The organism is Sorangium sp. So ce119 (genome assembly GCF_051524405.1).
GTDB lineage: Bacteria > Myxococcota_A > Polyangia > Polyangiales > Polyangiaceae > Sorangium > Sorangium cellulosum_G.
In genome coordinates, this window is record NZ_CP150310.1 from 6,007,593 (window position 1) to 6,032,321 (window position 24,729).

The 24,729-nt window shown below is 69.9% G+C and carries 11 protein-coding genes; 5 read left to right on the forward strand and 6 right to left on the reverse strand.

All coding sequences use genetic code 11. The features are described from left to right. Window position 1: 1 nt before the first annotated feature. Both WME76_RS22605 and WME76_RS22610 read right to left on the reverse strand, forming a co-directional pair. On the reverse strand, window positions 2–2,020 hold the full coding sequence (locus tag WME76_RS22605; RefSeq protein ID WP_437954362.1) for a hypothetical protein: 2,019 nt from the start codon (window positions 2,018–2,020) through the stop codon (window positions 2–4). 390 nt (window positions 2,021–2,410) lie between these two features. Beyond that, the gene (locus WME76_RS22610) at window positions 2,411–2,656 is read right to left on the reverse strand and encodes a hypothetical protein (protein WP_437954363.1); all 246 of its coding nucleotides are present in this window, start codon (window positions 2,654–2,656) and stop codon (window positions 2,411–2,413) included. A gap of 109 nt (window positions 2,657–2,765) precedes the next feature. On the opposite strand from WME76_RS22610, the gene WME76_RS22615 reads away from it, so the two are divergent. Then, window positions 2,766–3,644: a hypothetical protein gene (locus WME76_RS22615; RefSeq protein ID WP_437954364.1), complete on the forward strand. Its 879-nt coding sequence runs from the start codon at window positions 2,766–2,768 to the stop codon at window positions 3,642–3,644. Window positions 3,645–3,777: 133 nt separating this feature from the next. On the opposite strand, the gene WME76_RS22620 is transcribed toward WME76_RS22615, so the two are convergent. After that, complete coding sequence (locus tag WME76_RS22620) at window positions 3,778–4,179, reverse strand: group II truncated hemoglobin (RefSeq protein ID WP_437954365.1); 402 nt, start codon at window positions 4,177–4,179, stop codon at window positions 3,778–3,780. Between the two features lie 522 nt (window positions 4,180–4,701). Between WME76_RS22620 and WME76_RS22625 the strand changes: the two genes are divergently transcribed. Then, entirely contained in the window at window positions 4,702–11,364 is a 6,663-nt protein-coding gene (locus WME76_RS22625) for an RHS repeat-associated core domain-containing protein (protein ID WP_437954366.1), read from the forward strand. Further along, window positions 11,364–11,834, forward strand: a complete 471-nt coding sequence (locus WME76_RS22630) for a DUF4304 domain-containing protein (RefSeq protein ID WP_437954367.1) — start codon at window positions 11,364–11,366, stop codon at window positions 11,832–11,834. The genes WME76_RS22625 and WME76_RS22630 overlap by 1 nt, the downstream gene beginning before the upstream one ends. An 810-nt stretch (window positions 11,835–12,644) precedes the next feature. Here WME76_RS22630 and WME76_RS22635 read toward each other — a convergent pair. Next, window positions 12,645–14,519: a sigma 54-interacting transcriptional regulator gene (locus tag WME76_RS22635; protein ID WP_437954368.1), complete on the reverse strand. Its 1,875-nt coding sequence runs from the start codon at window positions 14,517–14,519 to the stop codon at window positions 12,645–12,647. 128 nt (window positions 14,520–14,647) lie between these two features. Then, entirely contained in the window at window positions 14,648–15,391 is a 744-nt protein-coding gene (locus tag WME76_RS22640; protein ID WP_437954369.1) for a sensor histidine kinase, read from the reverse strand. 667 nt (window positions 15,392–16,058) lie between these two features. On the opposite strand from WME76_RS22640, the gene WME76_RS22645 reads away from it, so the two are divergent. Together WME76_RS22645 and WME76_RS22650 are read left to right on the forward strand one after the other, a co-directional pair. Further along, entirely contained in the window at window positions 16,059–21,761 is a 5,703-nt protein-coding gene (locus WME76_RS22645) for an nSTAND1 domain-containing NTPase (protein WP_437954370.1), read from the forward strand. Window positions 21,762–22,202: 441 nt separating this feature from the next. Continuing rightward, window positions 22,203–23,270 (forward strand): alpha/beta hydrolase family esterase, encoded by a 1,068-nt coding sequence (locus tag WME76_RS22650; protein ID WP_437954371.1) that lies wholly within the window; start codon window positions 22,203–22,205, stop codon window positions 23,268–23,270. Between the two features lie 82 nt (window positions 23,271–23,352). On the opposite strand, the gene WME76_RS22655 is transcribed toward WME76_RS22650, so the two are convergent. Next, entirely contained in the window at window positions 23,353–24,495 is a 1,143-nt protein-coding gene (locus tag WME76_RS22655; protein WP_437954372.1) for a hypothetical protein, read from the reverse strand. Window positions 24,496–24,729 lie beyond the last annotated feature (234 nt).

The window sequence follows — 24,729 nt, forward strand, 5'->3', positions numbered from 1 at the left end:
TTCACTGCAACACGAGGTCGAAGCGCAGGCGCGCTTCATCACAACCGTCGTGAAAGATCAGGCTGGTTCCTTCGGCGGGGGTCGCCGATCCGCCTTGCGGGTGAACGCAACGGCCGGTCTCGCTGTTTTGCAGGCTCCCACCGGACGTCACGTCGAAAGAGAGGCGTACTTCGGGACCACAATATCCGTTGAGGATCAGACCAACGTTGTTGTAGGCGGTCCCTTGATTCGGGTGAACACACATTCCGCTCGGAACATGCTTGAGCAAGCCGCTGTCCAGAACCCTGAAAGAAGAGGCGAGCGTGCTGCAGCTGCTCGACAGCACCAGCGGCGTGTCGTCGGCCGGCTTCGTGGCACCGCCTTGCGGGGCGAAGCATTTGCCGCTGGTGTGCTGCACGATCTTGTACTCGTCCACCGCGGGGCTCAACGCGTAATCTCTCGGCGTGATCTCGGCGAACGCGCGAGGACCGAAGCCGCGGTAGGTGTCATCGGAGGCGATGACGGTCCCGAGCCAGTAGTCGCGGTACCAGTGCAGCCACGAGCGACCGGGAATGAGGGAGCCGGCGTAGCGATTCGGTCCACTTCCTCCATCCAGTAGCCCCTCCGGAAGCGGGATCCCCAGCTCCCCGTAGAGCCCATCGAGGCCGTGCATGGGTTCATGGATGAACACCTCCGCAGGCTCGCTGTTGACCGTGGACAGCCAGTCCGAGGCGACCGTGTCTTTCCCGTTCACCGTCGTCCACATCGTGTAGTTCGAGTAGTAGCTGCTCCCCGGGCCCCACCCCCAGCCCCCCGGCTTGCTGTCGCCGGGCGTGAAGAACACTTGCACGGTGTCGTACTCGCCGCGGGGCACGAAGCTCTGCACGTCTGGCTGAAGGTGGATGGCCGCCGGCAAGTGATTCGGATCATCAACCGAGGTCGACAGCGACGTGATGGGATCGCTGGATACGACGCTGGAGCCATGCCATGCGACCCGGCCGTCCGTGATCAGATCCATCCAGTAGGCCACCCGCTCTTCGAAGGCGATCTGCACCGCGTCGACGACGCTGGTCGGCAGCGAGCCCTGGGTGACACCAGGGACGTTGGTGTTGGGCTTGACGAGGAGAAGCCCATGGAAATCGAACTCCACGCTCGCGATGCGCTCACCGAAGCCGACAGGCTCCAGATACCAGCGTGCGCTGTCGTTGCAGGTCCCCAGGGTGGGCTGCGCGCTGCCGCTCGGGACAGCGCAGCTGTTCACGTTCGAGCGCAAGCGATACACGGCGGGGCGGTCCACCGTGCGGGCGCGCAAGGTATCCACGGTCCACTCCGCCGCGGTGCCGCTGCAGCCGCCGAGCACCGCCGCGCCGCTCGACGCGACCAGGCACTGGCCGGTGTCCTCGTGCACGAACCGATACTTGTTCGTACCGACGCCGACAAGGCGCCAGTGTTGATGGTCATCGCCCGTGTAATTGGCGCCGACCAGCTGCCCGGTGAAGGCATCGCGGGTCAACGTGCCACGGTCGGCGCGGGACATCAGTCGCCAGAGTCCGATCTCGAACTCATCGTCGCCGGCGCTCGTCGGTTCGACGCGCAGGCTATGCACATCGAACTCCGCAGTGCCCTGCGTGTCCCGCAGCTCCACCGTGTTGGTACCGGCCAGCAGCGTCACCGGGAACGGGCCGAACTCTTTCCCTGTCGGACGCGGGCTGTCCACGGAGGTGGCGGTGATGACGGAGATCTGGCTGCCGTTCAACCACAGGCTCATCGCTCTGGTCTGCGACAGCACGGCGACCTTCACATAGAGGTCCGCGCCGCCGCCGGCGCCGCCGGCCACGCTCCAGGCAAAGCCGGTATTGTCATTGAGGTCGACACCCCAGCTCTCATTCGTGCAGTTTGCGCTGCCCGTGCACCCGCTCACGCCGGGCCCACCGCTGGACGAACTCGCAGGATAAACGGCCGCGTGAGCCGAACCCGCCGCACCGATCAAGACAAGCGACGCGATCGCCGTCGAGGCGTATGGAAGATGCTTCAATCTCATGCACAAAGATCCTTCTGGGCAAACAAGAATGAGGTGCGCGAGCACGACGTCGCCAGCAACGTCACATCGCCCTGATCATGAATTCCTGTTCGAGCGCGTCGAACTATTGGAATAAATTCACAAAAACAGACATCAACAGGCGAGCATGTTCGCCCGTGTTGACGGCGCGTCGATTATGTCGCCGGTGTGCTCTCTGTCAAGCGTATCTGGGAATTTATGGTGAGGCAGGGGCTCCGCCAACGGCGTATCGGGGCGCCCTTGTGATGGCTCCTCGACGCGGGAGAGGGCCTGGATGGCCTGGAGCGCGAAGGCCGCCTCCTGGCCCGCCCGGCTTTGAACGCCTGGATGAAGCACCCCTGTGCGTGGCTCCAGCAGCAGGCCTCACGAGCCTTACCCGGCCCGAGCAAGATGTTGTGGTTGCTGGATCGGGTTCGCGCACGATCCCGACGGCTCGATGGAGCTCCGCGGGCCCGTGGTGAAGATCGGCCGCCCTCCGTGGCCCTCGTCCTCACAGAGATTCTTCCAGGTGGCGCCGGCGAGCACCTCGACCTCGTAGAGGTGAATGTCGAGGTGGACGCGCCCGAGGACCCGCTCGAGCGCGAGCTGCCAGCGGCCGAGGTGTGGCGCCCCGTTCACGCGTCGCGTCTCGCGCCGCGATTTGGGCAGAAAATCCGCATGGATCGGGGAGGTACGAGCTTTGCTCCCCACCGCCGTCATGAGTAACTACTTTCGTTCGCTGGTTCTCGTGGGGGCTCCTTTCATCTTCGTCGCAGGCTGCGGCGGATCGGACGGCGACACGAGCGCCGAGCCCACCGCGGCGCCGGCAACCCCGTCGACTCCGGCGGAGGTTGACACCACCTATGAACAGATCGGGCGCGGCTGCGGCGACAACGGCTCCCTCGTTCGCTCGCTGGCGCACGTCCCCGCGCTCACCACCAACAACCTCTGGATCGCCCCAGACAACGACGCCGCCGGCCTGGCCGCGTCCAAGAACGACAATGGCTGGGCAGCGAGCGTGGGCGTCTACGAGCTCGGGTTCGAGTCGAGCGGGGACAACATGGAGAGCCACTCCGCCGAGCAGGCCGCACGCTGCGACGCGGTCAGCGAGATCTTCGACCCCACCGGGGACGGCGCGCTGCACCGCTTCCTCAACGTCCTCCTCTACGCCGGCGATCACCCGCACGCCGAGGCGATGCCCGCCGAGGGTCTCCCCGCCGCGGTCGAGGCGCCGGTCCGCCTGAAGGGCTATCTGGACGTGGCCGAGGGCACGCGCGAGGAGATCGAAGACGGCGTCGTGTACCGGGACGCGCAGCACCAGTACCTGCCCATCTACCTTCGCTGCGAGAAGCCCATGAAGATCACCTACGAGGAGCGCCTGTTTTCGCGCGAGGATGTCGAGGCGCTGAAGATCGACACCCGCATCTGTCGCCCCGTCGCCGAGGACGGCTACGGCTGCCTCTTCGAGCGCCCGCAGCCGATCGAGGGTGCGTGCACGTTCGTGGCGGCCGACGCGAAGTACGTGGCGACGAGCGGCGAGGAGCACAACATATCGCTCGGTGGCCGCATCGAGCGCGGCGAACAACTCGGCTACAAGATCACGGTCGACCGCTTCGCCTTCCGCTGAACGAGGGTCCTCGGTCAGGAAGCGTGACGTCGGAGCGCGTGCACGAGGTGCGGCGCTTCCCTCTGACGCCTCGCCGATGAGCCGCGGGCGCGCAGGCGCGTCGGCGGCGGGGTATGCGTTGCCCGACGGCGGCTCAGCCCGGCCGATTGCGCATGAAGTCCGCGACCTCGGCGAAGCGCTGGTCGAGGAAGCCGAAGAGCGGCTCCGGCACGCCGAGCTCGGTCATCGCCGCGCGCATGGAGCGCATCCAGGCGTCGCGCATGGCCACGTCGACCGGGACGCGCATGTGGCGCATCCGCAGCCGCGGGTGGCCGTGCGCGGCGATGTAGTCCTGCGGGCCGCCGAGCCAGCCGATCAGGAAGAGCGCGAAGCGGTCGCGGCTCTCCCGGCACACCTGGCCCCCCTCGTCGCAGACGTGGAGCCGCGCGAGCGCGGGCTCGTCGCGGGCCATGAGGTCGTAGAAGCGCTCCACCAGCCGGCGGACGGCGGGCTCGCCGCCCAGCAGGGCGAACGGGGTCTCGGGCATGTCGGCCATCGGCAGGCGGTCTAGCGAGCCGCCGCGGCGCCGTCAACGCGGGCCCGGGACGCGGCGCGCGGCCTGTCGAGCGCGCGGAGGCGGGACGCGGCGCGGCCCCGGTCGATCATCACCGCGGCGCCCGTGGCCCAGAGCGGTGCGGCCGCGAGGCTGCGCAGGAGGACGTGTGCCCGGTCGTTCACAGTGCGGCGTGCTGGTGGACCTGCGCGCCTGACCTGAGAGGCGCGCGCCCACGCCGCCGAGGACTGCTGGACCCGGTGAGCACCGCAAGGCCCATCCCAAGGTGATGGGCGGGCGATGATGGTGCTGCACCGTCCGATCGATCTCGCCTTGCTGCGCTCCAGCGCGGACGGCCGAACGCCGTTTCGACACAGCGCAATCCCTGCTGCGCGTAACTGCGGGCCGGCCACAGATGCCCTGAGGAATGCCTCGAGCTCATCATAGGCAAGGGGGTATCGACTCCAGATCAACGGTTGACTCGGGCCGCAGCGCCATGGCCTCCTCGGTGCGAGGGAGGCTGCGATGGCGCTCGTTCTTCGACGCGTTCTCCGGACGATCATCCCGCTCTTGATGTTTCTCGCTTGCGTGCTCGCGCAGGGAGGATGCCAGTGCATCTTCGGCGGCCCGCCCCTGGAGCCGCCCCCCGGCCTCGTCGCCTGCCGGACCCAGGGCACACACGGCCCTGCCACGCCCCGCCCCGCGCCGGAAGTCGAGACCGTCGCCGCCGGCACCATTCCCGGGACGTTCTCCGTATCGAGCACCGGGGAGGCCGTGGTTACGATGGAATTGACCACCGTGCCCTCCCGCGCGGGCATGAGACCTCGGCTCCAGCTCGTCTATCGCAGCGATGGCGGCGACGGCGTGCTCGGCGCCGGCTTCTCCATCGCAGGGCTCTCCGCGATCACGCGATGTCCGAGCACCCTCGCGCAGGACGGGGAGATCCGCGGCGTGAGGTACGACGGCGAGGACGAGCTCTGCCTCGATGGCCAGCGCCTCGTCCCCGTGGGACAGGCGCCTGGGATCATCGAGTTCCGGACGTTCCCGGATACCTTCGTCAAGGTGGTCGGGCACTACCCTCCGGAAGGGGCTGCGCCCGCCGAGGCGCTCTTCTTCGCGGCGCACCTGCCGTCCGGCCGTGTCGTCGAGTACGGGAGCACCGAGGGCAGCAAACCCCTCGCGCGTGGCGGCGTCCCGCGCGCGTGGCTCGCGAACAAGGCCCGCGACGGCCGCGGCAACGGCATGACGTACGCGTATTGCGTCGCCGAGGCGGAGGACGGCCATGCCGCCGAGTACGCGGTGGACGAGATCCGCTACACGAGCTTCGAGGGCACGCCGTCGCTCGAGCCTTCCCGAGCGGTGCGCTTCGTGTATGGGACGAAGGACCCGGCCGCCATTCGCACCGGCTACTCGGGCGGCATGGCGCTCCAGCGCTCGCTTCGTCTGGAGGAGATCCAGATGCTCGGCCCGAGCGACACCCTGGTCCGGCGCTACGGGTTCCGCTACGAGCTCAACCCGGCGACGAGCCACACGCTCCTCACGCAGGTCGAGGAGTGTGCGAGCGCCGGGGTTTGCAAGCCAGCCACGCGGTTCCAGTACAGCCGTGCCACGCCCGGGTTCAAGCGGCTCACGACGGACATCGACGAGCCGGTCTCGGAGAGAGCGAGTCCGATGGTGTTCGACCTCGACGGCGATGGGCGCGACGACCTCGTGATTCCGGACATGGTCGCGGCGCTCAGCACACCGAGCAACCCGATCACCGCGTGGTTGGCGGCGCGAAACCTCGGGCCCCGCGCCTCGCCGTCGTTTCTCGCGCCTGCGGAGCTCGCCTTCCTCGAAGAGTGGCCCACGGTCGCCGATCCGATCGGGTCGTCCGACCCGGCGGCGCTTCAGCCCGAGCTCGGGACCGTCCTGGACTACGACGACGACGGGCGGATGGACGTCCTGCTCCACGACGTCTATGGTGCCGAGGTCACGTGGCATGTGCTCCTATCCCGGCCGGACTGGACCTTCGCGCTCCATGACACGGGCATCCGCAGGCCCTTTCCGCTCAAGAGCACGCCTGCGCCGCCCAGCTTGAGCAGCCCCGGCGCGGCGATGCACCTCGCCGATCTGGACGGCGATGGCGCGCCGGATCTGATCCAGTGCGAGGATCACGCCCGCGAGGGACAGGCACCGCTCCCGCTCGCTGCCGTGTGGGCCGTCCACATCTGGCGGCCTGCACGCGACGTGACGCCCGCGGGATTCGACCCCAGGGGCGAGTCGATCGAACTGCTCACCGGCTATCCCTGCGACACGGAATTCCACACGCTCGACGTTGACGCCGACAGCAAGATCGATCTCATCGTGCCGTCCTTGAAGCGGTTCGGTGACGGGACGGTGCTCACCGGCTCGAGCTACGACGCGATCATGCGCCGGGGCGATGAGCGCTGGGAGGTGTTCGACACCGCGCTGCCTGTCGTGGGCCCCGGGGGCCGCGTGGTCTTCCTCGACGTGAACGGCGACGGCCTGCCCGATGCCGTCGAATCCGGCTTCAACCACCACCAGCTCACCACCTACGTCAACACGGGGCCGACCTTCGTGCCCTCGCCGTTCCGTACCGTCGACGCGTTCAGCTTCGGCGATCTGCTGGGTTTCCCGGATCAGGACGCGTTCTTCCGGTTCGCCGTGCCGCTCGACTTCAATAGCGATGGGCGGCAGGATCTCCTGATGCCCGTCCCTCCGGGCATGCTGCTGGGCGGCTCCGATGCGCTGCCGTCGTGGGCCGTCCTGCTGGCGACGGGCGAACGCAACGGGCCGACGTTCACGCTCGTCAACCCGCAGGTGCCGTTCGAGGCCAGCCTCGGCGATGCAATCACCCTCGCCGATCCACGCGGGCCGCGCACCGGCGACGTCGATGGAGACGGGGCCCAGGACGTCATCCTGACGCTCGGCGGCGTGTTCAACATCTTCCAGAGCCTCTCGGCGGATCAGGATCTGCTGGTCGCGATCTCCGACGGAATGAACGCCCGCGAGCCGACCGAGCCGGCTTTCGTGCCCAATGTGAGCATCTCGTACGGGCACCTGACCGACGCGTCGGTGGCGGCGGGCGACAGCGCGGAGGATCCGGCGCGGGGAAGCCCGCTCTACCTCGCGCGTTCCGGCGCGGCGGACGACTGCGGCCATCCGCGCCGCTGCGTCGTGGGACCGCGTCGGGTGGTCAGCGCGTACGCGCTCAACAACGGCGCGGATCGACCGCGGCGCTTCGAGGTCAGCTACCGCGACGGGCGCTATCACCGGCTGGGCAGGGGATTTCTCGGATTCGGAGAGCGGATCGTCACCGATCTGGACACGGGCGCCGCGACGCTCGATGTCTACGACCACGTCACGTACGACGACGAGCTCCAGGTCTTCCCCTTCGCAGGGCGCGTCCAGCGGACGTGGCACTGGGCGCCGGGGTTGCCCACCCAGCCCAGGCCGGAGCAGATCGAGCTCTCGTTCGGCGACGTCAAGCGGACGCTCGTCCCGACGAACGACGGCGCGACGTACTTCACGCTGCCGACCGAGCGCCGGGTGAGGTGGGCGCAAGGGATCCATCCGCCCCCGCGCGGCGAGCCGCCCGCGATCGAGACGTACGTACGGCAGGTCGAGGGCGGAGGCGGCGGCGCGACGCTGCTGCGCGACTCGGTGTCGAAGGTGACGGAGTTCGATGACTTTGGCAACGTGCGCGCCGAGGAGGTCTCGACGAGCGGCATCGATCTCACGTTCAACGTCACGCGGACGTTCAAGAACGACACCGAGCGCTGGGTCCTCGGGCAGCTCGAGACGCAGGAGGAGTGCAGCGCGGCGGCGGGCAGTTCCCAGTGCCGGACCCTCACGCGGACCACGACGATCTACGGCGAGGTCGACACCGAGTCTACCGAGAGCGACGACGGTCTGCCCGACACGAAGCTAAAGGTCATCTACACGCACGATGACTTCGACAACATCACCGGCGTCACGGCGGAGGACGCCTTCGGCCACCGGCGGACATCCAGCGCGGAGCTCGATGACGAGGGCATGTTCCCCGAGAGCTACGTGAATGCGGCCGGGCACACGACGATCGTTGAGTACGACGACGCGCTCGGCGTGCTGCTCAGGCGGGTCGATCCGAATCAGCTCGTCACGGCGTGGCAGGTCGACGGCTTCGGGCGCCTCGGCGTCGAGAAGCGCCCGGACGGCACCACGACGACGATCGCGCTCTCGCGGACCAAGGACGGCGGCCCGAACCAGGACGCCTGGCGTGTGACGGAGCGAAGCACCACGACCGGCGGCGCCGACGACACGATCGAATTCGACAGCCTCGGTCGCCCGATCCGGTGGTGGTGGCACGGGCCAGAGCCGGAACCGGCGCAGGGCTCGGGTGATGCGAAGCGCATCATGCAAGAGATCGGGTACGATGCGCTGGGCGAGCACATCGCGCGGCGCTCGGTGGCGGTCAGCGAAGATACGCCCGAGCGCGAGAGGCTGTACGAGCGCTACGAGTACGACGCCGTGGGCCGCGAAGTGCGCACCACGACGTCATGGAACGCGGTCACGACGACGGAGTACGATGGCTTGCTCGTGCGCGTCACCGACCCGCTCGACCACGTGACCGTGACCGCGCAGGATCCGCTGGGGCGAGCCGAGTCCATCACCGATGCAGCCGACGGGATCACCCGCTACGGTTATGGCCCGTTCGGCTTGCTGCACACGGTCACCGATCCAGGCGGCGCGGTGACGCGCATGACGCGCGATGCGTTTGGCCGCGTCCGGCAGCTCGACGACCCCGATCGGGGCACGACGCGCTCGATCCACGACGGCTTCGGCGAGCTGATGTCGTCGACCGATGCGCTCGGGCGCGAGACCACCTGGGGCTATGACGCGCTCGGCCGACCCGACTCGCGCGTGGACCGGCACGGCGCCGAGCTTCTGACGACGAAGTGGACCTGGGACACGGCGGCGCACGGGATCGGCAAGCTCCACACGCTCGCGAGCCCGGATGGCGACAAGACGTACGGGTACACCCGCTTCGGCCAGTTCGAGACGATCACGCTCCGCATCGACGGAGAGAGCGCTCCCCTGGAGGCCAAGCTGGGCTATGACGGTCTCGGTCGTGTCGATACGGTCACGTACCCTGCGCCTTCCGGCGCGGCGTCGTTCGTCGTGGCCCACGATCACGACGCGCACGGCCATGTGCTCGCGGTGCGCGACAACCGGACGAAGGACGCGTACTGGCGCTTGACAGACGTGGACGACGCGGGGCGCTTTCGAGAGGAGGTGTTCGGCAACGGCGCGATCACGACGCGGAGCTACCACGCCGACAAGCAGCGCCTCGGGCACGTGGTGACGCGGAGCGGCGCGGCCGACGTGCAAGACCTGGACTACGGGTATGACGATCTCCTGAACCTCACGCACCGCACCGATGCGCTTCAGCGCCGGAACACGACGGAGCGCTTCCGGCACGACGCGCTCCAGCGGCTGACCTGCGCGTACTTCAGCGAGGGGGAGAGCGCGTCGGCGCCCTGCGCGATCCGCTACGATTACGCGTCGAACGGCAATCTCACCTTCAAATCGGACGCCGGCACGCTCGCCTACGACGATCCGTTGCACCCGCACGCCGCCACCGGCGCAGCGCTCGTCACGGGCAGCTTCGGCTACGACGCTGTAGGAAATCAGATCGCGCGCCCCGGCGGCACGACCGTGCGCTACACGCCGTTCGACCTGCCGGAGCGCATCACGCAGGGCGCGAGCACGGTCACGTTCGGCTACGACGGCGATCAGCAGCGGATCCGCAAGACGACATCCGAGAAGGAGACGCTCTACCTCGGCGATCTCTACGAGCGGGTCACCGAGGCGGCGTCGGGCACCGTGGAGCATCGGTACTACGTGCACTCGCCGGAGCGGGTCGTGGCGATCGTCACCCGGGGAGGGGCGGATGACGGCGCACTGTACGTGCACGTCGACCACCTCGGCTCGGTCGATGCGCTCACCAACGAGGACGGCGACGTGATCGAACGGCGGAGCTACGATCCGTTCGGGCAGCGCAGGAACCCCGTGTGGGGAGAGCCCGCGCCGGCGTCGTTCGCCAGCAAGACGACGCAGGGGTTCACCGGGCACGAGAGCGACGACGAGCTCGGGCTCGTGAACATGAAGGGCAGGATGTACGATCCGAGAATCGGGCGGTTCTTGACCACCGACCCGATCGTCTCCTTCCTGTTCTTCGGGCAAAGCTGGAATCCCTACAGCTACGTGCTCAACAGCCCGCTCAACCACGTGGATCCGAGCGGGTTCCAGCCGGAGTACCCGCTTCCGGTCGATCCCAATTACGAAGGCTACCGCGATGATCCCGAGGTGCAGCGTATCCTGACTTGCAGCGGGCTCGAGTGCCTCAAGACGGTGCCCAGCCCGGTGGAAGGCTCGCGTGAGGCTGCCGAGGTCGGTGCGGCGGCGCCGCCGGTCGACGTCGGCACGACCGGAAGCTCGTCCGGGCATGTGCCGCAGCCGGTGACCGCGGCGCCGATCGACTGGTCGCAGAACCCCTATGTCCAGCTCGAGGCAGGGTTCGTCGCCGGGCTCTTGCTCGGGGCGGTTCCTTTCGCGGGCGTCGGGCATGGGCTGCTCGATGCCGCGGGCGTGCTGGCCCATGGGACCCAGGAAGCCAGGATGGGGCTGGCCATCGGGCAGATCGTGGGTGGGCTCGCCGTCACGATCGGGGGCTTGACGGGAGAGATATTCGGGGGCATCACGAGCGCCACCGGAGTCGGCGCGGCGATCGGTGTGCCTGCGATCGCGGTCTCGACCGGGCTCGTCGTCGGCGGGGTCGGCAACATCGCGGCGGGGATCCAGGGGCTGTCGCAGGCGCTGACGTCAAGCGGATCCGCCAGCACTAGCCCGCAGGGCACGGCGCTCAGTTCACAGAGAGCATCGAACACTGGCGAAACCGCGGCAACAGCGGCAGGACGAGCAGCACACAAGGCATGGCGACCCCCTCCAGGATTTCAGAAGGAATTCCGATTGCCGAGTGGTCGTCGCCCAGATGCGGTTAATCCGAAAACCCGTGAAGTGATCGAACTTAAGCCAAACAATCCGCGCGCGATTCGCAAAGGACAAAAGCAAGTGGAAAGCTACGTGAAGGAGCTCCAAGATACCACCGGACAGACATGGACCGGACGCGTGGAGACTTATTGATGAAGACCGAAAACTCAGTCAAGCTTGCCACGGATGCCACCCTAAAGGACGCGCATTTTCTGCGAAAACATGGCAGCTGGTATCATGACACTGAAGAGACTGTACTGGTAGTGGACGTGCAGCGCTCGAACTTTGGGCAGCAGCACTACATCAACCTCGGCATCTTCGTGAAGGCCTGCTCTCAAACGCTCGCAAGATTTCCGCCCAAAGAAAGCGAGTGCCACATTAGATTGCGGCTTGAGTCTCTAATGCCCGAAGCAGATGAGGAGTCCGTGCGAACGCTTCTTGATCTAGACAATCAATCCATTGGATCCGCTGAGCGACAGAAGAGGATCAGGGGGCTTGTCTCGGGTATTGCGATTCCGTTTCTGCTCCAGTGCAGCACACGCACAGGGCTCCGCGATGCTAAGCGCAATGGGCGACTGGACGCCGCCGTGATCGACAAGCGCGTTCGTGAAGCAATATTCTAGATGCACCTGCGTGCACCTTGTCACCATCAACGAACGAGGATGCGTGGCGTGTAATGCACGCGAAGCACTGCAGTCGGCCGACCAACGACACGATCGAATTCGACAGCCTCGGCCGCCAGATCCGGTGGTGGTGGTGGTACGGGCCCCAGCCGGAACCGGCGCAGGGCTCGGGTGATGCGAAGCGCATCATGAAAGAGATCGGGACGATGCGCTGGGCGAGCACATCGCGCGGCGCTCGGTGCCCGTCAGCGATCGTACACCCGAGCGCGAGAGGCTGTACGAGAGCTACGAGCACGACGCCCTGGGCCGCGAAGTGCGCACCACGACGCCGTGGAACGCGGTCACGACGACCGGCGGCACGACCGTACGCTATATGCCGTTCGACCTGCCGGAGCGCATCACGCAGGGCGCGAGCACGGTCACCTTCGCTTACGACGGCGACCAGCAGCGGATCCGCAAGACGACACCCGAGAAGGAGACGCTCTACCTCGGCGATCTGTACGAGCGGGTCACCGAGGCGGCGTCGGGCACCGTGGAGCATCGGTATCACGTGCACTCGCCGGAGCGGGTCGTGGCGATCGTCACCCGGGGAGGGGCGGATGACGGCGCACTGTACGTGCACGTCGACCACCTCGGCTCGGTCGATGCGCTCACCAACGAGGACGGCGGCGTGATCGAACGGCGGAGCTACGATCCGTTCGGGCAGCGCAGGAACCCCGTGTGGGGAGAGCCCGCGCCGGCGTCGTTCGCCAGCAAGACGACGCAGGGGTTCACCGGGCACGAGAGCGATGACGAGCTCGGGCTCGTGAATCAATGCGGGCTCTCCCCCGCGGGCGCATACCCGAGCTTCTTGATCCCGAGCGCCTTCAGCTTGTGCACCAGCGTCCGCAGCGGGATCCCGAGCGCCCGCGCCGCCTCCGTCTGGTTCCAGCCCGCCTTGCGCAGCGCCGCGACGATGACCTCGGCCTCGTGGCGCAGGAGGCGCGCCTTGAGGCCGTCCGCGCCCTCGGACATCTCGGCGCCCACCTCCTCGCCCTCGCGCGCGGGCTCGTCTCCGGGCGGCGCCGGGGGGATCTGCGCCGCGCGCACGCGCTCGGGCAGGTCATGCTCGGAGATCCACTCGCCCTCGGCGATGACGACGGCGCGCTCGATCGCGTTGCGCAGCTCCCGCGCGTTCCCGGGCCACGTGTAGCTCCTGAGCAGCGCGAGCGCCCCGGGCGCGATGCCGCGGATCGCCGTGGCGTTCGCGTCGTTCGCCTGACGCAGGAACCGGATCGCGAACGCCTCGATCTCCTCGGGGCGCGCCCGGAGCGGCGGGAGCGTCAGCGTGATCGTGTTCAGCCGGTAGAGCAGATCGAGGCGAAAGCCGCCGCTCGCGCACATCCCCTCGAGATCGCGGTGGGTCGCCGCGATCACGCGCACGTCGACCTCGATCTCCCGGACCGACCCCACCCGCGTCACCCGCCGCGTCTCCAGCGCGCGCAGGAGCGCCGCCTGCGCCGCGGGCGGCAGCTCGCCGACCTCGTCGAGGAACACCGTCCCTCCGTCGGCCTCCTCGAACACGCCCCGCTGCTGCTGGCTCGCGCCGGTGAACGCGCCGCGCTCATGGCCGAAGAGCGTGCTCTCGACGAGCTGCTCGGGGATGGCCCCGCAGTTGACGGTCACCATCTTTCGCGCGCTGCGCGGCCCCTGCTTGTGGATCGCCCGCGCGACGACCTCCTTCCCCGTCCCCGTCTCGCCCAGCAGGAGGACGGGGACAGGCGATCGCGAGATCCGCGCGACGATTTCGAAGATGCGGCGCATCGCGGGGCTCTCGGCGACGTACTCGTCCCCCGGCTCGCCGCTGCCGGCAGCGCCGCTGCACTGGCAGGCCCCGGCCTGCGCCACTTGCACCGGCTGATCGCACGTCAGGCCGCGCGTCGCCCGGAAGCAGAGCTCGAGCAGCTTCTCCGCCGACGTCGCCGCGTCGGGGAAGGAGGCGATGCCGGCGAGCAAGGCCGGCTCTCCCGTCGCGGAGGGCGCCGTGAGCGCGCGGGCGAGCGCCAGCGCGGCCTCGGGGCGCGCCTCGGGCAGCAAGATCGCGAGCGTGTCCGGGCTGTAGAGCCCGATCCGGTCCACCGGCCGGAGCAGCGCCCTGACGCGGGGATAGAACCGGCTCACGTGCGCCCCGGCGGTCCGCTCGGCGCGGACCATCACGACGGCGAAGGTGCGGCCGAAATGCCGGGCGCGCACCACCTCGTCCTCGAGGACGACGCGGAACCGCTCGTGGCTCAGGAGGACGGTCTGAACGCCCTCCTCCGACGAGCACGCGCGGACGGAGACGAGCAGGTTGCCCAGCATGACGTCGTCTCCCGGCCTCACCTCCGCGCGGGCGACCCGCGACCCGCTCACCCAGGTGCCGTTGGTGGACTGCAGGTCTTCGACCGTGAGCAGCCCGCTCGACAGCGTGAAGCGGGCGTGCTCGCGCGACAGGCTGCTGTCCTGGATGCGCACCAGCGAGGGGGGCGCGCGGCCGACCACGACGGGGACTCCGGGGCTCAGCAGCACGCGCTCCACGCCCTCGCGGTGGTAGATCAGGAGTGTGACCTGGCCCCCTGCCGGCTGAGGCCGCCAGATCGCGTCGATGCAACTGTCGCCCTGGAGCGCGATGGTCGTGTCGGTGTTGCCGTCACGAGGCAAATCCATGTTCCCTCCCCCGGGTGGATCGTGCCACACAGGAGGCCACGCTCCAAGGCACGTCCGGGAGGGCGCCGCAGAAGCCATGAAGGACGGGCTGGCCGGCTCGCTCGCGTCAGCTCGCGTCTCGCATCAGGTCACGCGGCGCGCGCCGGGCTCGCCTGACTGGCATGCTCCGGATCGAGGGGGAGCTCGACGGTGAACGTCGCGCCGCAGCCCAGCGAGCTCTCCACGCCGAGGGAGCCGCCGTGCGCGCGCGCGATCTCGCGCGCGAGGTAGAGGCCGAGCCCGAGGCCGCCGTAGTGCTCCACGTCGCCGATGCGCTCGAAGCACGCGAAGATGCGCTCCTGATCCTCCTCCGCGATGCCCTTGCCGTGATCGCGGACGACGAGCCGCGCTCCGCCGGGACAGGCCTTCACCTGGAGGACGATCTGCCGGCCCTCGCCGAAGACGACGGCGTTCTTGACCAGGTGGAACACGAGGCGGCCGATCTGCTCGCGATCCCAGCGGCCGACCACGCCCTCCGGCGCGTCGACCAGGATGGCGGAGGACGGGGCGCAGATCTCCACCGCGAGCCCGGCGACCACCTCCCAGACGAGCGTCCCGAGATCGACGCTCCGGCGCTCGGGCGCGAGCTGGCCCGACCGGAGCCTGATCGCCTGGAGCATGTCATCGCAGAGCCGGGTGAGCCGGTTGACCTGCCGGCCGACGATATCCAGCGAGGCGCCCCACGCCGGCGACTCCTCCCCGTGCGGCTCGCTCGTCCTCTCCATCTCCTGCATTGGCTGCGTCGTCTGCGTCCTTTGCATCGTCTGCGTCGTCTGCGTCGTCTGCGTCGTCTGCGTCGTCTGCGTCGTCTGCGCCTTCTGCGCCTTCTGCATTCTTTGCATCCTCTGCACCTGCAGCCGGAGCGAGGTCAGCGGCGTCAAGAGCTCGTGCGACGCGAGCGTGAGGAATTCGTCCCGGAGACCGTCCGCTCCGTCGTGCTCGGGGGCGCGAGAAGGCCGTCGTTCGTCGAGCGTTCCAGCGAGCTGAGCGTTCAAGGCGGGCATGTCCGGAATCCCCTGGAGAATGGATGGTCGTTCGGGTTTGTGTTCGCGTTCGCCCCAAGCATCGGCGGTGCCACGCTCCCGCGCTCGCGCCGCAGCGCCCTTCACGCTGGATCTCGCGCCGGATCCGGGCTGACGAGGGCGGGTGTGCCCCCGCGCGCGACGATCGTTTGCTCAGGTACGCAAGGATCGCGATCCGGCGTCCGTGCGCGACACAGCCTCGCCCGGGCGCACGCCGATGCGGGGCCGCCCCGCCGCGAGGATCCGGGCGGCCGCCGACGTGCGCTGGCGGCGCGCCTCCGCGGGACGAGGAGCGGGGGCCACTTTATGAAGTGAGGGGCAGCGAGATCGGCGGCCGGAGCATCCGACCGGCCATGGGGTCGAGCTGTCCAGGCACGGGCGCTGGACGAGCTCGACAGCCGCCGTCGTCGCGATGCTCTCGATTGGGCCTTTCGCCCGGAGCGCCCGCGGCGAGGCGGCCGCGACCGGAGGGGCTGCGATGAACCGGGAGACTCTCGCTCCAGGGATGGTATTCCAGAGCCGCTACGAGCTCCTCTCTCTGGTCCGGGAGAGCAGCCTCGGCGTCGTCTACGCGGGGCGGCACATCGCCACCGGGCGGCCGATCGTCCTCAAGATCTTCCGCCTCGCTCGGGACGGAGATCCCGCGGGCCCGGCCGGGGCCGACCGCGCCCGCTTTCTCCGCTTCCAGGAGGAGATGCGCTGTTGCGCGCGGCTCCATCATCCCAACATCGCGCGGCTCGTCGACTGGGGGCAGACGGACGACGGAGCGCTCTATGCCGTCTCCGAGCTCGTGCCAGGGCAGAGCCTGGCCGAGGTGCTCTCGCAGCAAGGCGCGCTCGCCCCGCAGGAGGCGCGGCACCTCATGCGGCAGGTCCTCGACGCGCTGGCCTGCGCGCACCGGCAGGGCCTCGTCCACGGGGCGCTCCGGCCGAGCCACGTGATGGTCGTGCCCTCCGAGGCGCGGCGCGACGCGCGGGTGCTCGACCTCGGCCTCGCCTCGGGCGCGCGCGGCGGCGGCGCCGGCGTGGCCGACTCGGGCGCCGGGCCCCTGGGCCTGCTCTACGCGGCGCCAGAGCAGCTCCGGGGGCTCCCGCCGACGACGCGCGCGGACCTGTACGCCTGGGGGCTCGTGTACCTCGAGTGCCTCACGGGCAGGCGCGCGGGCCGCGAGAGCCCGCTCGACGGCGCGCCTCTCCCGCGGGAGAGCCGCGGGCTGGTGGTCCGGATCCCCCGCGCGCTCCTCGGCCACCCGCTCGGCGCGATCTTGCGGCAGGCGACCATCGAGGACGTCGACGCGCGGCTCGCGACGGCCGACGACCTGCTGCGCGAGCTCGACGCCAGCGAGCCGGGCGGGATCCGCCGGGCAGACCTCGTGGATCTCGGCGCGCCGAGCGCCCTGGAACGGGGCGCCGAGAGGAGCGCGGGAATCAACGCCGGACTCGACGCCGAGGTGAGCGCGGGGCTCGGCGCCCAGCGGGGGGAGATCCGGAGCGCCGGGGCTCCGGCGCGGCCGCAGCCGGAGCCGTCCCTGGAGGGCGCGCTCCCCGAGGACGTGGAGACGCCGCAGATACGAGGGGCGCCGGAGATGCGAGCGCCCCCGCCTGCCCCGGAGGAGGCGCCGACGACGCCGGCGGAGCCCGTCGCGGTCTACACGCCCCCGGACGTCGGCGACACCATCAAGCAGTACGAGATCATCCGCAAGCTGGGCCAGGGGGGCATGGGCATCGTGTTCCTGGCCCGCGACACGAGGCTCGGCCGCCTGGTGGCCATCAAGCTCCTGCGCGAGCACAGCGGGCAAGGGATCGGGCGCTTCCTGGCCGAGGCGCAGGCCACGGCGCGCTGCAGGCACGAGAACATCGTGGTCATCCACGAGGTGGACCAGATCCACGGGCACCCCTACCTCGTGCTCGAGTACGTCAAGGGCCGCACGCTGCGCGAATGGATGGCCCAGCGCGAGCACCCCAGCGCGCCCGGCCTGCCGCCCGCGCACACGCCGCCCGGCCCCGTCGCGCCCAGCCTCGCCGTCGAGCTCATGATCCCCGTCGTCCGCGCGCTGATCTGCGCGCACGATCTCGGGATCGTGCACCGCGATCTCAAGCCGGAGAACATCCTCCTCGACGACGCCGGGTGCATCAAGGTGCTCGACTTCGGCATCGCCAAGCAGGTCGAGGCCGACGTGGTCTCGATGTTCACGGGCGTGCGGATGGCGCTCGCCGGGGGCGCCTACCAGAGCGGGCAGAGCGCGATCCTCGGCACGCCCCGGTACATGTCGCCCGAGCAGCTCCGGGGCTGGGACATCGACGCGCGCACCGATCTCTGGGCCGTGGGCATCGTGCTCCACGAGCTCGTCACGGGGGCGCACCCGCTGGACCCGTTCTCGGCCGGCCGGCTCGTGGAGATCATGAACCTCGACGTCCCCATGCCCTCCGCCAGCGAGCGGCGCGCGGACGTGGGCGCGCTCGACGCCCTCATCGACCGCTGCCTGAAGAAGCGCAAGGCCGAGCGCATCGGCTCGGCCCGGGAGCTGCTCGCCGCGCTCGAGGCGCTCCTGCCCGGCCGGAAGGCGCTCGATCTGGGCGAGGACGAGAGCCCCTTCGCCGGGCTCTCCGCGTTCCAGGAGGCGGACGCCCCGCGCTTCTTCGGCCGCGATCGCGAGGCCGCCGCCCTGGTGACGCGGCTGCGCAACCAGCAGCTCGTGGCCGTCGCCGGGCCCTCCGGGGCGGGCAAATCGTCGTTCGTGCGCGCGGGCGTGATCCCGGCGCTCAAGCGCTCGGGCAACCGCTGGGAGGCGTTCATCCTGCGCCCCGGGCCCCGCCCGCTCTCCGCGATCGTCGACGTGCTGGTGCAGGTCGCCGAGGCGGAGCCCGCCGGCACGACGGGCTCGCCCGAGATCCGCACGCACGACGAGCTCGTCGCCACGCTGCGCGCCCAGCCGGGCTACCTGGGCGCCCGGCTGCGGGCGCGCTGCCGCCGCGAGGGGAAGCGGCACCGCATCCTGCTCTTCGTCGACCAGTTCGAGGAGCTCTACACGCTCGGCGCCGCCCCGGAGGACCGGGCGGCGTTCGTGGCCTGCCTGCAAGGCGCCGCCGACGACGCCTCGTCGACCCTGCGCGCCGTGCTCGCCATCCGCTCGGACTTCCTCGATCGCATCGCCGACGACCACCACTTCGTGACGGAGGTGACCCGCGGGCTCACGTTCCTGCCGCCGATGGGGCGCGAGGGCCTGCGCGAGGCGCTGACGCGGCCGATCGAGGCGGCCGGCCACAGGTTCGAGACCGCGGCGATGATCGATCACATGCTCGACACGCTCGAGGGCACGCGGAGCCCCCTGCCCCTCCTGCAGTTCACGGCCGCGAAGCTGTGGGAGGCGCGGGATCGCGAGCGCCGGGTGCTGACGCGGGACAGCTACGAGCAGCTCGGCGGCGTGGCCGGCGCCCTGTCCGCCCACGCGGACGCGGTGCTCTCCGCGCTGCCGCTCGGCGAGCAGCGGCTGGCCAGGGCCGTGCTCCTGCGCCTGGTGACGCCCGAGCGCACGCGCGCGGTCGTGCGCATGGAGGAGCTCCGCGACCTCGCGCGGGACGGCCAGGGCGAGGCCTCGCAGGCGATCGCGCAGGTGGTCCAGCACCTCGCCGGCGCGCGGCTGCTGCTCATCGAGACCGGCGACGAGCGCGAGGGCGCGACCGTGGAGCTCGTCCACGAGTCGCTGATCAGCCGGTGGACGAAGCTCGGCCAGTGGCTCGCCGAGAGCGAGCAGGACGCGGAGCTCCTGGCCCGGCTGCGCGCCGCGGCCCAGCAGTGGGAGGCGAGCGGCCGCGCCGAGGGGCTGCTCTGGCGCGACCGCGCCGCGGAGGACGCCCGCACCTGGTACAGGCGCCGCCGCGAGGAGCAGGGCGCCGAGTGGCGCGCCGGGCTCGGCAGCCGCGAGGAGGACTACCTCCTGGCCGTCGTGGACCACTGCGAGCGGGCGCGCCGCCTGCGCCGCCGGCTCACCACGGGGGTGATCGCCGCGCTCGCCGCGATCGCGGTCACGGTCTCGTACCTGGCGGTCCGCGCCGACCAGCAGGCCACGCGCGCCGACCGGGAGGCGGGGCGGGCGCAGGCCGAGGCCCTGCGCGCGCGCAACGCCACCCGCGTGGCGGCGGCGCGCGAGCTGCAGGCCGACCCCACGAGCGTGCTCGCGATCCTGCGCGAGGTCGAGCCGAGCGACGTGCCGCGCGGCTGGGCCGTCCTCGCGCGGTGGGCGCTGTACAGCAGGATCTCGCGCGCGGTGCTCGTCCACCCGGACGGCGTGATGGACGCGGACTACAGCCCTGACGGCAGGCGCATCGTCACCGCGTCGTGGGACAAGACCGCGCGCGTGTGGAGCGCCGACGGCATCGGTGAGCCGCTCGTCCTCCGCGGTCACGACGATCGGGTCCAGTCGGCGGCGTTCAGCCCCGACGGCCAGCGCGTCGTCACCGCGTCCTGGGACAGGACCGCGCGCGTGTGGAGCGCCGACGGCGCCGGCGAGCCCACCGTCCTCCGCGGTCACGAGGACTGGGTCTACGCGGCGGCGTTCAGCCCCGATGGCCAGCGCATCGTCACCGCGTCGGCCGACAGGACCGCGCGCGTGTGGAGCGCCCACGGCGCCGGCGCGCCCGTCGTCCTCCGGGGTCACACGGATCAGATCTACGATGCGGCGTTCAGCCCCGACGGCCAGCGCATCGTCACCGCGTCCTGGGACAGGACGGCGCGCGTGTGGAACGCCGACGGCACCGGCGAGCCCCTGGTCCTCCACGGCCACGACGATCGCGTCTATTCGGCCGCCTTCAGCCCCGATGGCCAGCGCATCGTCACCGCGTCCTGGGACAGGACCGTCCGGGTGTGGAACGCCGACGGCACCGGCGAGCCCCTGGTCCTCCGCGGCCACGATGATCGGGTCTTTTCCGCCGCGTTCAGCCCCGACAACGAGCGCATCGCCACCGGGTCGCAGGACGAGACGGTGCGGCTGTGGAACGCCGACGGCTCGGGTGAGCCCGTCGTCCTCCGCGGTCACGACGATCAGGTCTATTCCGTGGCGTTCAGCCCTGACGGCCACCACGTCGTCACCGCGTCGCACGACAGGGCCGCGCGGGTGTGGAACGCCGACGACGCGGGCGAGCCCATCGTCCTTCGCGGTCACAGCGATCGCATCTACGGGGTGGCGTTCAGCCCCGACGGCCGACACGCCGCCTCCGCGTCGCTGGACCGGACCGTGCGGGTGTGGAACGCCGACGGCACCGGCGAGCCCATCGTCCTTCGCGGTCACGAGGATGAGGTCAACTCGGTGGCCTTCAGCCCCGATGGCAAGCGCATCGCCAGCGGGTCGGCCGACAAGACCGTGCGGGTGTGGAACGCCGACGGCACCGGCGAGCCCCTGGTCCTCCGCGGCAGCGAGGATCAGGTCTACTCGGCGGTGTTCAGCCCCGATGGCCAGCGCATCGCCGTCGCGTCGTGGGACAGGACCGTCCGGGTGTGGAACGCCGACGGCACCGGCGAGCCCCTGGTCCTCCGCGGCCACGAGGATCGGGTCTACTCCGTGGCGTTCAGCCCCGACGGCAAGCGCATCCTCTCCGGGTCATCCGACAGCACAGCCCGCATGTGGAGCGCCGACGGCGCGGGCAAGCCGACCGTCTTTCGTGGTCACGACGGCGCGATCAACGCGGTGGCGTTCAGCCCCGATGGCCGCCGCATCGTCACCGCGTCCTGGGACCGGACCGCGCGGGTGTGGAACGCCGACGGCACGGGCGAGCCGTTCGTCTTTCGCGGTCACGAGCACTGGGTGCTGGGCGTGGCGTTCAGCCCCGACGGCAAGCGCATCGCCACCGGGTCGCAGGACAAGACGGTGCGGGTGTGGAACGCCGACGGCACGGGCGAGCCGCTCGTCCTCCGCGCCTCGGATTCGCCGATCAACGCGGTGGCGTTCAGCCCCGATGGCCACCGCATCGTCACCGCGGCGGACGACAAGGCCGTGCGGGTGTGGACCGATCTCGAGGAGCTCCGCGGCGTCGACGACCCGAAGCTGTGGGCGGCGACCACCTACTGCATGCCGGTCGAGCGGCGGATGGAGCTCCTGCGCGTGCCCGAGGCCGCCGCCAGGGCCAGCCGGGAGGCCTGCCTGCGCCACGTCGAGGCGGCGCGCGCGGCAGCCGCGAGGCCCTAGGCCATGACACCAGACAGTTGGAAGCCCGAGAAGACGAACCACAGAGGCACAGAGGGCACAGAGTTTTTTGTTGTTCCTCTGTGCCCTCTGTGCCTCTGTGGTTCCAATCTCTTCATTCCTTGGTGTTTCAAGCCGATCGGCGCTCCAGCGAGCGCACGATCGCCGTGCTGACGACCTGCTCTCCGTCTGCACGAGGTCGTTCGAAGCGGATGTGAGCGCACACATCCCGCTGTCAACTCCAATCCACCTCTCCGCCGCCGAGCGCGCGGAGCGCCGTCGCCTGACGCGGCGCTCCGGAGGAGCCACCCCCAGGCCTGTCTTCCCTCAGGCCCGAGGATACCCGGGGTCCCGCCGACAAGAGTTGACATCAAAAATGTGAGCGCTCACAATACATGCCCTCCTGAGACCTCGGCGAGCGCGAGAACGCGCCTGGAAATTCACATGATCAACAAACCTGCTTCCGCTCGAATCACATTTTTCGCGGCGCTGGTCGCCTCTCACGCCCTCTCGGGGTGCAGTGGTGACGATGGTAACGGCACGGGCGCGTCGGGCGACCCTCAGGCCGCGACGAGCGGGGCGTCCGTCTCGGGCAGCGGCGGTGGCACCACGACCGGCGGCAGCACCACGACAGGCGAAGGCAGCGCGTCCACGAGTGGCGTGGGCGGTGAGGGGGGAATGAGCGGCGGCGGTGGTTCGCCGGGGACCGGCGGCGAGGGCGGCTCGATGGACGGCAAGGTCCCCCCGGAGCCGAGCGCGGGGTGCAACAAGGCCAATCCGCAGACGGGCAGCGCGCAGAGCCCGCTCAACGTATCGAATCACCAGTACTACGTGAAGCTGCCGACCGGCTACGACGCCAGCAAGCCGTACCCGGTGATGATCATGTTCAACCCGACGGGGAACCCGATCAGCTGGGCAGAGCAGAACGCGGGCTTCGAGGTGACCGGGCCCAAGGAGGCCTGGATCCGCGTCTACCCTCACCCGGCCAACTCCAACTCTGGCTGGGGGGCGAACGACGTCTCTTTCTTTGAGCCGCTCTACGAAGAGATCACGGGCAACTTCTGCATCGACAAGGCGCGCGTGTTCGCGGCGGGCGAGAGCTCGGGCGGCGACTTCTCCAGCATCCTCGGCTGCGAGCACGCGGACAAGCTGCGCGCGGTGGGCCCGTGCGCCACCAAGAACGTGCCCCAGTATCAGCTCAACGCCGGCACCCGGGACTGTACCGGACAGGTCACGTCGGTCGTCATTCACGGAGAGCGCGACTCGGTGGTCGGGACGGAGAACGGCCCGAAGACGCGCGACTTCTATACCGCGCTGAACCACTGCGGGACGAGCACGACGCCGGTCGAAGGCTACACGGACAACCTCTCGAACTGCGTCATGTACCAGGGTTGTGACGAGGGCTATCCGGTCTACTGGTGCGAGCACGGAGACCCGAACTACCAGAACACGAACCACGGCTGGCCCGCGTTCGCGCCCAAGTTCCTCTGGAGCCTGTTCTCGACCTACTGAGGATCGTGACGGGCCCGGCGGCGGCCGACGCATGCCTGCGTCGGCCAGCCGGGGGCGCATGGCGGGGCGACCGGCGCGGAGGCTACGGGCGGTCGAAGAAGTCGAAGACGTCGGGCAGCACGAGCGGAACCATCCCTGCGTGGTCCGCGTCGACTTCCTTGTAGGTGATCGCGTAGCCGCCGGCCATCATCCAGTCGCGCAGCGCCCGGCTGCCCGTCAGGGAGGGCGTGCCGCGGGTCCCTTCCGTCACGAAGATGGGCATGTCGCGCAGCCGGTCCCAGGGATAGACCGACTCCTGGACGAAGGGGCCGGACATGGGGGCCAGAGCCTCCCAGTAGTCGGCGTACTTGGCGCCGATGTACCAGGTGCCGGCGCTCCCCATCGAGTGTCCGGTGAGGAACATCGCGCTGCGATCGACGGGGTACTCGTTCAGCACCAGCTCCAGGACGTTGATGACGTCCTTCTCGCTGAGCTCCTGATCGCGTTCGCGCTCGGGCGTGCGCATGGCCAGGAGCTTCTCGGCCTCCTCCGGTTGCCCGAACACGGCCGGCAGCCGCAGGTAGGTGCCGTACGCGCCGTTGTAGCCGAGCGGCGAGACCAGCAGCACGCCATGCTGGTCGGCCAGCGTCACCATCTGCTTGTTGTTCTGATCCAGGTACGAGCTCTCGTCGTTCCCCGCGCCGTGCAAGAACATCACGAGGGGTAGCTCCGACGTGCCGTCCCAGCGCTCCGGGACGCAGACGCGGTAAGGAACGTCGGCGCCGGCGTCTGGAAAGCGATAGGTCCTTCGCTGGTCACCTCTGGCGCGCCACGCCGGCGAGCTGGGATCGGCGACGGACGTGGCGAGCTCTCGCGCCTCGAGCACCACGGCGCGCGGCTCGAGCTCGGTCCCGAACGAGATGGCCACCGGCTCGAATTCGTCCTGGCCGCCAGTCCCCGTCGAGCCTCCAGCGCCGGCCCCGCCGCCGGCCTCGCCGCCGGTCGCCGTCGTTCCGCCGCTGGGCGTCCCACCCCCACTGCCCGTGGCGGCGCCGCCTTGACCTCCCGCGCTGGTCGAGGCGCCTCCGGTGGACGAGGCGCCAGGATCGGCGCTCGCCGTGCTGGCTCCGCCGCCGCCCTGACCGGTGGAGGCGGCGCCGTTGCCGGCGTCATCGCTCCCGCAAGCGGCGAGCGACAGCGCGCAGCCGATGCAGGCCAGTGACGAAAGTACTCGATATTTCATCATTCTCACTCCGGTGGACGCGAGCAGCCCGCTCCGGGCGCGCCGCTGGGCGCTCGGATGTCTCCGAGCGCCTCACGGCGCGCAAGATCGAGGCTCCTCGCGACGCGTGTAGAAAAAGGGTGTGCGGACACTGTCGACGCGAGGGCGACAGCCCCTGAGCGACGCCGCGCCCGCGTGCACACGTCACGCCGGGCGCTGCGAGAGATTCACCTATACCACCTCTCGCGGCCGGCGACA

Coding starts and splice junctions, on each gene's coding strand:
- WME76_RS22605 (WP_437954362.1), bottom strand. CDS start 2,020: ATGAGATTGAAGCATCTTCCATACGCCTCGACGGCGATCGCGTCGCTT.
- WME76_RS22620 (WP_437954365.1), bottom strand. CDS start 4,179: ATGGCCGACATGCCCGAGACCCCGTTCGCCCTGCTGGGCGGCGAGCCC.
- WME76_RS22625 (WP_437954366.1), top strand. CDS start 4,702: ATGGCGCTCGTTCTTCGACGCGTTCTCCGGACGATCATCCCGCTCTTG.
- WME76_RS22630 (WP_437954367.1), top strand. CDS start 11,364: ATGAAGACCGAAAACTCAGTCAAGCTTGCCACGGATGCCACCCTAAAG.
- WME76_RS22635 (WP_437954368.1), bottom strand. CDS start 14,519: ATGGATTTGCCTCGTGACGGCAACACCGACACGACCATCGCGCTCCAG.
- WME76_RS22640 (WP_437954369.1), bottom strand. CDS start 15,391: ATGCAGAAGGCGCAGAAGGCGCAGACGACGCAGACGACGCAGACGACG.
- WME76_RS22645 (WP_437954370.1), top strand. CDS start 16,059: ATGAACCGGGAGACTCTCGCTCCAGGGATGGTATTCCAGAGCCGCTAC.
- WME76_RS22650 (WP_437954371.1), top strand. CDS start 22,203: ATGATCAACAAACCTGCTTCCGCTCGAATCACATTTTTCGCGGCGCTG.
- WME76_RS22655 (WP_437954372.1), bottom strand. CDS start 24,495: ATGATGAAATATCGAGTACTTTCGTCACTGGCCTGCATCGGCTGCGCG.